Annotated in this window: 10 protein-coding genes and 1 pseudogene; 6 read left to right on the forward strand and 5 right to left on the reverse strand. The window is 46.9% G+C overall.

Features of this window, described 5'->3' with window-relative positions:
• A pseudogene (locus LDL18_RS07415) lies at positions 1 to 214 on the forward strand (biotin synthase); the annotation flags it as partial.
• A gap of 79 nt (positions 215 to 293) precedes the next feature.
• Here the strand turns inward: LDL18_RS07415 and LDL18_RS07420 are convergent.
• Positions 294 to 515 carry a hypothetical protein gene (locus tag LDL18_RS07420; protein WP_011240067.1) on the reverse strand — a complete coding sequence of 74 codons (222 nt, stop codon included), beginning with the start codon at positions 513 to 515 and terminating at the stop codon, positions 294 to 296.
• Between the two features lie 445 nt (positions 516 to 960).
• Positions 961 to 1,512 (reverse strand): CDP-diacylglycerol--glycerol-3-phosphate 3-phosphatidyltransferase, encoded by a 552-nt coding sequence (gene pgsA, locus LDL18_RS07425; protein WP_011240068.1) that lies wholly within the window; start codon positions 1,510 to 1,512, stop codon positions 961 to 963.
• A gap of 503 nt (positions 1,513 to 2,015) precedes the next feature.
• Between pgsA and LDL18_RS07430 the strand changes: the two genes are divergently transcribed.
• Entirely contained in the window at positions 2,016 to 3,284 is a 1,269-nt protein-coding gene (locus LDL18_RS07430; protein ID WP_296508299.1) for an MFS transporter, read from the forward strand.
• 66 nt (positions 3,285 to 3,350) lie between these two features.
• Here the strand turns inward: LDL18_RS07430 and LDL18_RS07435 are convergent, their stop codons facing one another.
• Positions 3,351 to 3,731, reverse strand: coding sequence for a helix-turn-helix domain-containing protein (locus tag LDL18_RS07435; protein ID WP_296508301.1), 381 nt, complete (start codon positions 3,729 to 3,731; stop codon positions 3,351 to 3,353).
• A gap of 106 nt (positions 3,732 to 3,837) precedes the next feature.
• Here LDL18_RS07435 and LDL18_RS07440 point away from each other — a divergent pair, with 106 nt between their 5' ends.
• The 4 genes from LDL18_RS07440 to leuD all read left to right on the forward strand — a co-directional run bounded on the left by LDL18_RS07440 (position 3,838) and on the right by leuD (position 9,029).
• On the forward strand, positions 3,838 to 4,902 hold the full coding sequence (locus LDL18_RS07440; protein WP_296508302.1) for an SDR family oxidoreductase: 1,065 nt from the start codon (positions 3,838 to 3,840) through the stop codon (positions 4,900 to 4,902).
• Positions 4,903 to 5,332: 430 nt separating this feature from the next.
• A complete protein-coding gene (locus tag LDL18_RS07445; protein WP_296508308.1) occupies positions 5,333 to 6,895 on the forward strand; it encodes a serine hydrolase domain-containing protein in 1,563 nt (520 codons plus the stop codon).
• A gap of 104 nt (positions 6,896 to 6,999) precedes the next feature.
• Entirely contained in the window at positions 7,000 to 8,454 is a 1,455-nt protein-coding gene (gene leuC, locus LDL18_RS07450; RefSeq protein ID WP_296508310.1) for a 3-isopropylmalate dehydratase large subunit, read from the forward strand.
• Positions 8,451 to 9,029: a 3-isopropylmalate dehydratase small subunit gene (leuD, locus tag LDL18_RS07455; protein WP_296508312.1), complete on the forward strand. Its 579-nt coding sequence runs from the start codon at positions 8,451 to 8,453 to the stop codon at positions 9,027 to 9,029. Before leuC ends, leuD begins: the two co-directional genes overlap by 4 nt.
• A gap of 63 nt (positions 9,030 to 9,092) precedes the next feature.
• On the opposite strand, the gene LDL18_RS07460 is transcribed toward leuD, so the two are convergent.
• Complete coding sequence (locus tag LDL18_RS07460; RefSeq protein ID WP_296508314.1) at positions 9,093 to 9,902, reverse strand: nucleotidyltransferase family protein; 810 nt, start codon at positions 9,900 to 9,902, stop codon at positions 9,093 to 9,095.
• 58 nt (positions 9,903 to 9,960) lie between these two features.
• The coding region (locus LDL18_RS07465) for a multidrug efflux SMR transporter (protein ID WP_296508316.1) at positions 9,961 to 10,331 on the reverse strand (371 nt) is incomplete at its 5' end.

The raw sequence follows: 10,331 nt of genomic DNA on the forward strand, positions 1-10,331 counted from the left end.
TGTGAGAATGATTGCAACGGCGCGTTTGATGATGCCGCGGTCGATGGTGCGTTTATCCGCTGGCCGATCAACTTTAAGCCGTGAAACCCAGATTTTATGTTTGGTCGCGGGTGCCAATTCGATTTTCTATGGTAATGTTTTATTGACGACCCCGAATGCCGATATGGCTGCCGACGATGCTTTGTTAGAGGCTTTGGGCGTTGCGGCAGAATAAGAAAAAAATAACCTCATGTCTTTCGACATGAGGTTATTGGCAAGCAAGGACGGTCTTTGTTGCGGTTAATAAAACGCCTTTATGATAACATGGTATCGTAAAGTAATTCGCCGATATGGCTTAAAATAAAAGCGGAGACTGCAAAATAGGCGAAAGAGCCGATCGCAATGCGCACGGCCGGAAATTTTGAATGATAGTTGTCTTTCCGGTTGGCAAAATAGAAAGCCAAAGTCAAAGCGGCTGACAAAATCAAAATAACGGGCAGCAAAAGCGACAGGGAAAAGTCAGAAAGATTCAGCATGATTCTCTCCTTTTTTTATTTTTATAAGAAATAAACTAACATATTTTCCGCAAAAATAAATATAAAAAATTATTTTTTTAAAATAAAAGATAATCAATTATATCGAGGCTTTGCCGGATATTTTCTGTTTGATGGCCTCGGTAACAGTATGAAAAAGCTATGTTTCATCTCTGTGTCCGAGAAAAAAGAAAATATTCATTTCGGATGAAAAGCATATCCAAAACAAAAAGAAACAGAAAAAGGCAGGCTGTGCGGAAGAAAAACGGGAATCAGTACAGGCTGATAATCAGGAAATCAGGCTATATGAGATTGGTCATAGCCTGAGGAAAAAGCCGTTTTGCAGTTACGAATAGAAACAGGTTTTACTAAAAACAGAAATGGCAAATTAGAAATCCATTTGTCGTTATCGAAAAAGGGTTATTCAGATCGGGAGAATAATCCGGCATCAATCCATATGTTTGATGCCGATACGCAAATAATCCCATCCGGTGATAAGCGTTAAGCTAGCGGCTATCCATAAAGACGTCAAGCCGAGGATGCTGACCAAAGGCGTGCTAAGGGTAGCTCCGCTGAGAATAATGGCTCCAAAAGCGACCAGCTGGAAGGTCGTTTTCCATTTGGCCAATTGGCTGACAGGCAAGGAAACATGCAATTCGGCCAGAAATTCCCGTAGGCCAGAAACCGCGATTTCCCGCAGCAAGATAATCAATGCCGCCAAGATATGGAAACCGGCAATCAGCGGATGGCGAGAGATCAACATCACAATAACCGAAGCCACCATGATTTTATCCGCGATCGGATCAAGAAAAATGCCGAGTTTTGAAACCGTCCCTTGCGCGCGGGCAAGATAGCCGTCGAAATAATCAGTAATCGCCATTAGGCAGTATAAAAGAAAGGCGCAGACATAACCCAGCCAGCCCGGATTCCAGAGCAGGGCAACCAAAACCGGAACCGCAAAAATACGGGAAAGAGTCAGGACATTCGGCAATGTCAGCATGGCACGATTAGTTCCTTTGGCATCGGCCTTGATCCTTGCGGAAGAAAGGCTTTCTTTTGTAAAACGGTCATGCCCGACCGCGAAAAAGCTACCCAATAGTAGCCTTCTACTATTTCGAGGATGCCCTATTGCCTTATCAGAAAGGATAAATCGCAAAATGGGCAGCGACGAGAAAGACTATGTCCCATTAACAACTTGAAAACAACATCTGCGTTGCCGCTATCTGTCCAATATTGCCTTTGAAGTTATCTTTATGAGACGAGGTTTCAAATCTTGCATATCGCCAAGATAACCTGCTGTCAAACCTATCTATTTTCCTTTGAAAAAAACGGTTTTTGGGCAAAAGGGCTGCCTTGATAGAAAGGGAAAAGCGTTTGCTTTTTTCGGCTTTGAAAAAGGCCGAGATGTATTTTTTCCTTTTTCTAGCGGCTTCTTTCCCTTGGCTCTATTCCCTGCTTTCGTTATGAGAGAAGCCTTCTAGGACAATATGAGTTTTTTCCGGCATGAAAGCTTCTATCCGGCTTCTGAATAAACGCCGGTTCCTGCCGCTTTTCGTTACCCAGACCTTGGGAGCTTTTAACGATAACCTGTTCAGGACAGTGGTAGTTCTGGTCGCGACTTATGGGATTTATTCCAATCCTCAAATGGAAACCCGTTTTTCTGCGCTGGCAACCGGCATCTTTATTATACCTTTTTTTCTGTTTTCGGCTTTGGCAGGGCAATTGGCGGATAGCCATGACAAAGCCCGCATCATCCGCATCGTTAAAATCGCTGAAATTGCTATCATGGCGACGGGCGCTATCGGTCTATGGGGACATTCGATTCCGTTAATGCTGATGGCTGTTTTTGCGATGGGGATCCATTCGACTTTCTTTGGCCCGATTAAATATGCGATTTTGCCCCAGCATCTGAAAAAAGATGAAGTTTTGGGAGGAACCGGCCTTGTTGAAGCGGGTAGTTATCTCGCTATTTTGGGGGGAACCGTGGTGGCCGGTTTTGTGAATAGCCAAATCGCCGGTGCCGTGATTTTGTTGGTTGCTTTATCGGGCTGTTATGCGTCGAAATATATTCCCGATGCCAAAGCCGAAAAAGAAGGCGAGCCGATTGATCATCATATCTTTCGTGCCTCTTACCGTCTGATTTCGGCGACAATGCATATCCCGCGTTTGTTTTTGGCGATTTGTTCGATTAGTTTTTTTTGGGCGATTGGGTCGGTGCTGATTATCCAATTTCCGCCTTTGGTCAAAAATCTTTTTTATGCGGATAAGCAGGTAGCCAGTCTGTTTTTGGCGATTTTTTCTATCGGTGTTGCCATCGGTTCGGTTCTGATTAACCGTCTTCTTTGCGGTAAGGTCTCTGCTCGTTATGCCCCCGGTTCGGTTCTGGCAATGGGCGCTTCGGTCTTATGGTTTGAGCAGGTTATCGGGCGTTGGCATAATATCCCCGTCCATCGTTTTTTCTCTGTGCCTGAATTTATCCAACAACCCGGTGTTATTTTGGTCTTTTCTGCTTTGTTGGCGGTTGCCATTACCGGCGGGATGTTTGTTGTGCCGCTTTATGCGTTTTTGACGACAACCGTTGAAAAAGATCATACGGCGCGCACGGTTGCTGCCAATAATATTATGACCTCGGGTGCCATGGTTTTGGGTGGTTTCTTGGCAGCGCTTGCCAGCAATAGCGGTTTTTCAACTTCCCAGATTTTATATTCTGTCGCGGGGATGTGTTGTGTTGCTGCATGGCTGTCATGGCGGCTGCATTGTAGTTGTGACTAAAGATTTTTCTGGCACAAGCGGAAAGAAAAAAGGCAGTTGAAAGGATGCGCTTTTGACTGTCTTTTTTTATGGTTTTTCGGATGAACACGCCTTGTTTAAGGCTTCGCTATGGGCAATGCCCCATTGGTAAAGCATTTCAATAGGTTCGACAAAAAGTTGTCCCAATTCGGTTAGCCTATATTCGACAATCGGGGGCATTACTTGTTCTATATCGCGATAGACCCATTGTCGTTGTTCCAATTCTTTTAGGGTTTGGGTCATCATTTTTTTGGATAGACCCGGAATAGCCCGCATCAACTGGGTCGGACGGGCATGTCCCCCCAAGAGGTGAAGGCTGTGCAAAATCATCGTTGTCCATTTCCCACTTAATAAACGCAATAACTGTCTGGGCGCGCAATCTTCATCAAAGGGTGGATGACGATATTCTTCGGGAAGAGGCGGAGTCAACGCGGTAACCTTTCAGTGACCAAGGCACAAAATAGTGCCGGATTGCGGATATTTTCCAGAACAGACATGCTCCTGACAGAAGCTTGTTGAAAAGGAAATATCAATTATGGCTCTTAAAGCGCTGGTTGTCGGATCGACGGGTATTGTTGGCCAAAATCTCTCCAATCGTTTGGTTGCAGAAGGTTGGACGGTCTATGGTTTAGCACGGCATCCCTTTGATAGTGTTAGTGGGGTTTTGCCTGTTGTGGCTGATATTTTTGACAGAGAAGCCTTGCAGCATGCTTTGGCCGATATTTCTGTCTCCCATGTCTTTTTCTGTGCATGGTCACGTCGTCCAACGGAAAAAGAAAATTGCATCGTTAACAGCGAAATGATTACCCATATTTTTCAGGCTTTACCCCATCCTGAAAAGATCAAGCATAGTGCGCTGGTTACTGGCATGAAGCATTATCTGGGTTCTTTTGAAAATTATGCCAAAGGGGGCGCGATTGAAACGCCTTTTCGAGAAAGCATGCCGCGTCTTGATCTCGAAAATTTTTACTACAATCAAGAAGATGCTTTGTCCAAAGCGTCAAAGCAATATGGCTTTTCATGGAGCGTCCATCGTCCCCATAGCATTATTGGCTATGCCCTTGGCAATGTGATGAATATGGGCACGACTTTGGCGGTTTATGCCACTATTTGTCGTGAAACAGGTCGCCCCTTTGTCTTTCCCGGTTCGCCTGAACAATGGCATGCTTTATCTGATTTGACCGATGCCCGCCTGTTAGCGGATCATGTGTTATGGGCTTCGACCCGTGCCGAAGGGCAAAATCAGGCTTTTAATGTCGTGAATGGCGATATTTTCCGTTGGAAATGGTTATGGCCTCAATTGGCCGCATGGTTCGGAATTGAAGCGGCGCCCTATCCTGAAAAAATTACCTCTTTGGCGGATAGTTTATCAGGGGATACAGCGTTGTGGCAGGATATTGTGAAGCGCTATCAGCTCAAAAATATCGGATTTGAGAAACTAAATTCGGCATGGCATACCGATGCCGATTTGGGACGGCCTCTTGAGACGGTTACCGATATGAGCAAAAGTCGTCTCGCTGGATTTACAGGCTATCAATATACGCCGCATTCCTTTTTTGATGTATTTGAGCGTTTGCGGGCTGAACATATTATTCCATAGTCGATTTTTCTTTGCGCCTCGTCAGAATGACTTTACTTTACCATGTGGTGATGAAGTCTTTTCTGATGAGGGCATGAGATTCGTTAGGAAAAATTATTTATTCCCTTTTATAGGATGCGTTTTTTCCCAAAGAAGCTTTTAGCGAAAATGATTTTTGCTTTTGGGTATTTTGAAAAGTCATTTTTGACCAAAATAGACCGCTTTGCTGTGACTGTCTAAAATCCGGCACTATTAATCTGATCGCTCTTTTATCCTGATGAAATAAAGCTATTGAGTTTCGTCTAAATTTTCCTGTCTTTTTATGAAAAAACGCTATCGAAGAAAAGAGAACGACTTTACTTGAGTCGTCTCTTTTCGCGCCAATCATTTAAATGACGGTCTGTTTTTATTCACTGTCCGCTTTTTTGGGCAGAATGGTAAAGGGTATGGCATGAAGTGTCGGACGATCATAACGGCTGTTAAAAATTTACGCCGTGTTAAAACAGTTTATTGCAAAAATAAGATCGCCTCTCTTCATAAAATCGCATTGAAAACCGGCACACTGTTAACCGCGTTTTCCTGTCTCGTCCCGTCAATGCTTCAAGCGGCTGATCCGGTCAATAATACGGTTGTGCAAACGCTGGCACCGCCAGAAGAAGGCACATCCATCATTGATTATCAGAAAATAGATCAACGTCTGAACCGTTTGATGGAATCCCAGACGATGGTGGGATTGGGCGTTGTTATTATCGAAAATGGTAAAATCCGTTTTGTTCGTGGCTATGGCGTTAGACGGGCAGGAGGCCATGCCACCGTTACCCCGAATACGGTGTTTCGTTGGGCTTCCTTGTCAAAAGGGGTGGCTTCGACTTTGGTCAATTTATTGGCCGATCAAAAACGCCTGTCTATTGATGATATTATTGCCCGTTACAGCACCAGCCTTCGCCTGCCCGAACATGCCGAACAGCAAGCCACTATTCGGATGTTGTTATCGCAGCGTTTGGGTTTGGTGCATAATGCCTATGATGACCGTTTAGAGCATGGCGAAGATCCGGCAACTTTGCGCCAGAATTTGGATCATTTGCATTTAAGTTGTTCTGTCGGGCAGTGTTATGGCTATCAGAATGTCGCTTTTGATACCGCGCATGAGATTGTCGAACGCGTAACCGGCATGAGTTATGCCCAAGCCGTCCGTCGATATCTGTTTTTGCCTTTGGGGATGTATTCTGCCTCGATTGGGCGCAATGCTTTGGTTAATTCGGCGGATTGGGCGGAGCCTCATGTCTGGCAGCATACCCGCGAGGTGAAAGAAAATTATTATCGGATTCCAGCCGCCGGTGGTGTGAATAGTTCTATTCTTGATTTGGGTCGTTGGATGCGGGCGCAAATGGGTATGATGCCTGAAACTTTGTCCCCGTCTTTGCTTAATCGTATCCATCAGCCCCAGATCAATACTGGCACATGGAAAGGAGGGCCTGTCGATCATGCGATGGATGATGCCGCCTATGCTATGGCTTTTCGGGTCTATCACTATCGTGGCCATTTGATGGTGGGTCATCGGGGCGCGGTCAGTGGTTATCGTTCCTTGCTGTTGTTTGATCCCAAATTGAAATCTGGTGTGGCTGCGCTGTGGAATAGTGAAAGTCCACGTCCAACCGGCTTGCAACTGGAAGTGATGGATATGCTTTATCACCAGCCTTTCCATGATTGGATGGAATTGGATGTGCCAGACCAAGCCCCGCTTGTGCATCGCGCGGCACATCCTATATCGAAAAAAGAGCGGTTGCAGTTAGAACGGCATCATCCGTCATCTGCGAATGCGAAAAAGGGAAAAGGCGGTAAGGCCGCTTTGCCGACCAAGGAAAATCATAGCAAAACGGCATCCTCGAAAGCGTCTGCTCATTCAGCCGTTACCAAGAAAGTGGTCGCGGCTGATAAAAAGGCAAAAGGAAAGGCTGTGAAAAAGCCAGCACCGGCAGCGGCCAAGAAAGACAAGGCATCCCATAAGAAATAAAGGCAAAGCGCGGCCTTTCTTGGGGTGTCTGCTTGCTATCCGTGAGGGCGGCGATATTGCAATTATAACGAATAGCGTTAAAAAACGCCGCCAAAGGAATGATTATGACAAAAAATCCCCGCACTCTTTATGAAAAAATATGGGACGCTCATATTGTCGAGCGTCGTGAGGATGGTTCTGCTCTTGTTTATATCGATCGGCATCTTGTCCATGAAGTGACCAGCCCGCAGGCTTTTGAAGCCTTGCGTCAGGCAGGTCGCCCATTGCGTCGCCCTGATCGGACTTTGGCGGTGCCGGATCACAATGTGCCGACAACCGCACGCGTCGATAATGAAGGCCATCTGTTACCGATTGCTGACCCACAATCGGCGAAGCAATTAGCGGCTTTGGCTAAAAATGCGCCAGAATTTGGGGTTCGCTATATTAGTGCGACTGACCCTGAACAGGGTATTGTCCATGTCGTGGGCCCCGAACAGGGTTTTACCTTGCCCGGAACGACTTTGGTCTGTGGTGATAGTCATACGGCAGCGCATGGGGCGTTAGGAGCATTGGCTTTTGGTATCGGGACTTCTGAAGTCGAGCATGTCATGGCTACCCAGACTTTGATCCTGACGCCTGCCAAGACTATGGAAGTGCGGGTTGAAGGCAAGCTGTCTCCCGATGTGTCGGCAAAAGACCTAATCCTTCATATCATTCATAGTTTGGGCACGGCAGGCGGCACCGGATATGCTATTGAATATACCGGTGAAGCAATCCGCAATCTGTCGATTGAAGAGCGTCTGACCGTTTCCAATATGTCGATTGAGGCGGGCGCGCGCACCGGATTGATTGCGCCAGATGACAAAACTTTTGCTTATCTTTTCGGTCGCCCGATGGCACCGAAAGGCCAAGATTGGGAAAAAGCGGTTCAGTGGTGGAAGTCTTTGGCAACTGATGAAGGGGCTGTCTATGACAAGACCGTTATCATCAAAGCTGAGGATGTTCAGCCTTCTGTTACATGGGGCACCAGCCCTGAAGATGTGGTGCCGATTACGGGCGTTGTGCCTGATCCGGCTTCTTTTGCTGACCCTGCCAAACAGGCGGCGGCACGCCGTTCTCTGGAATATATGGGGTTAGAACCCGGCCAGAAAATGGAAGGTCTGGCGGTTGAAAACGTCTTTATCGGAAGCTGCACCAATAGCCGTATTGAAGATTTGAGAGCGGCGGCTTCGGTTGTCTGGGGGCGGCATGTTGCCGATAATGTGAAACAGGCTTTGGTCGTTCCCGGATCCGGTTTGGTAAAACGTCAGGCCGAGGCTGAAGGTTTGGATGAAGTTTTTAAAGCCGCTGGCTTTGAATGGCGTGAACCCGGTTGTTCGATGTGTTTGGCGATGAATCCTGATAAGGTTCCAGCGGGCGAACGTTGTGCTTCGACTTCCAATCGTAACTTCGTCGGACGGCAGGGCCCCGGTGCCAGAACCCATCTGGTTTCGCCAGCGATGGCCGCCGCCGCCGCTGTAACCGGACATCTGACCGACCTGCGTCATCTGGAGCCGGTTGAAATGGGAGAAAAGGCATGAAAGCTGTCAAAATAGTCGAAGGTCGTGCCTATCCGTTGGGCGAAAGCAATATTGATACGGATATTATTATTCCGGCTCATTACCTGAAAACGACCGACCGTAAGGGTTTGGCAAAAGGTGCTTTTGAAACTATTCGGGCGAAAGAAGGCAATGTCTTTGACAATCCCGAATATAAGGACGCGCCTATTTTGATTGCCGGTGATAATTTCGGCTGCGGTTCCAGTCGAGAACATGCCGCTTGGGCGATTAAGGAAATGGGGATTGAGGCGGTGATCGCGCCGCGCTTTTCGGATATTTTTTCCGGTAATGCCTTCAAAAACGGTTTGTTGACGGTTGTTTTGCCGGAAGCCGATGTTGAGCGTTTATTGGAAGTCGCCAAGACTGATCCCATTACGCTTGATCTTGAAAATCAGGTGGTCACGACCCCTTTTCAGGATCGCTTCCATTTTGAAATTGATCCTTTCCGTAAGCGTTGCCTGTTGGAAGGTTTGGATGAAATCGGTCTGACTTTGAAAGATCAGGACAAAATTAGCCAATATGAAGATGTTTTGGCCAGTGACCGTCCTTGGGTCTAGGATCCTTTAAGATCGGATTTTAGAAAAACAGCCCGTTTTTTAGCGGGCTGTTTTTTGTTTATGTTATTGTCGGTTTTTCAGAATTTTTTCGGCAAGCTGGTAATCAGAAAGTTTATCAACATCGATTCCAGCTTCTGGCTGGGATAAAACTACTGGATTGATCGTAAGACCGAGCTTGTTACCAACCTGATTGAGGGCTTTTTTAAAGCTGATACTGCGCGTGATGGCGCGGATCGCAAGGCAAAGGCCAAAATGGCGAATGAGCCGCCATGCTTTTTTACGGTTCTGCTCTATTTCTGACCATTGCTGTAGGGCGGCTTTCACCTTGTCATTGGCCATGGCAAAAAGATTGGCTCCGCTATAGGCATCATCTGAAAAACAGAGCCATGTCCGGCGATTTTCGGGATAGCTTTTGAGAAGATTGCTACGAGACACAACCCCAACGCTTAGATCGCTATTCTGTGCTTGGGACAGAAATTCAGTGACCATCTCTTTTGTCAGCAAAGGATGGTCGGCTGTCGTTACCAAAAGCGGATAGGTAATTTTTTTCTGGTCGATCAGGCTGATAATGCTGTTGGCAATGCCGCTGCCTGATCGAGCCGTTGTGATCCGATTATCTTCGGCCATCCACGCACAATCACCCGTGAGTAATGCTTGTGGTTCCTGTGCCATCACAACGATCTGACCAATCGCAGGCGTTTTTGTATTTTTATCGGGCGATAGAGCGAGTAATGTTTTTGCTACCCGTGACAGCATCGCTTCGCCATCAATCGGAGTGAGGGCTTTCCATTCCTGTTGAAACTGGGCGGCGAGTGGATCAATGCCGGGGCGTTGTCCTGCCAGAATGAGTGCTGTCCATACTTGTCCGGTCATATTTTTTTCCCGCTATTCGCCAAGAAAGAATAAATTTGCGGCTTGGCACATGATCCCGCTAGGCGGGTGAGATCAGGTTAAGGCCGATAACACCGATCAAGATCAAGGCGATACAGCCTATCTGACGAAGATCAAGCGTTTCGTTGAAAATCCATTGGCTGACGACCGTCATGATCGCCAAGCCGCCGCCCGCCCAAACCGCATAGACAATACCAAGGGGGAGGGTTTTGAATACGAAAGAGATAATCGTAAAACAGATAAAATAGCCGATGCAGGCCGTGACCAGCCATAGCGGTTTATCAATGCCATTTGCTAGTCGCAAAGCTGTGGTGGCGGCTACTTCGAAAAAGACCGCGATAGCTAGACTACGCCCTTTCCCTACACGACGCTCTTCCCGATCGGAAGAGCGTCGTGTAGGGAAAGAGTGTA

The sequence above is a fragment of the Zymomonas sp. genome (assembly GCF_020216885.1).
Classification (GTDB): Bacteria; Pseudomonadota; Alphaproteobacteria; order Sphingomonadales; family Sphingomonadaceae; genus Zymomonas.

What these genes read in the sequence shown, in the direction of transcription:
- LDL18_RS07420 (WP_011240067.1), bottom strand. Translation starts at nt 515, where the DNA reads ATGCTGAATCTTTCTGACTTTTCCCTGTCGCTTTTGCTGCCCGTTATT.
- pgsA (WP_011240068.1), bottom strand. Translation starts at nt 1,512, where the DNA reads ATGCTGACATTGCCGAATGTCCTGACTCTTTCCCGTATTTTTGCGGTT.
- LDL18_RS07430 (WP_296508299.1), top strand. Translation starts at nt 2,016, where the DNA reads ATGAAAGCTTCTATCCGGCTTCTGAATAAACGCCGGTTCCTGCCGCTT.
- LDL18_RS07440 (WP_296508302.1), top strand. Translation starts at nt 3,838, where the DNA reads ATGGCTCTTAAAGCGCTGGTTGTCGGATCGACGGGTATTGTTGGCCAA.
- LDL18_RS07445 (WP_296508308.1), top strand. Translation starts at nt 5,333, where the DNA reads ATGAAGTGTCGGACGATCATAACGGCTGTTAAAAATTTACGCCGTGTT.
- leuC (WP_296508310.1), top strand. Translation starts at nt 7,000, where the DNA reads ATGACAAAAAATCCCCGCACTCTTTATGAAAAAATATGGGACGCTCAT.
- leuD (WP_296508312.1), top strand. Translation starts at nt 8,451, where the DNA reads ATGAAAGCTGTCAAAATAGTCGAAGGTCGTGCCTATCCGTTGGGCGAA.
- LDL18_RS07460 (WP_296508314.1), bottom strand. Translation starts at nt 9,902, where the DNA reads ATGACCGGACAAGTATGGACAGCACTCATTCTGGCAGGACAACGCCCC.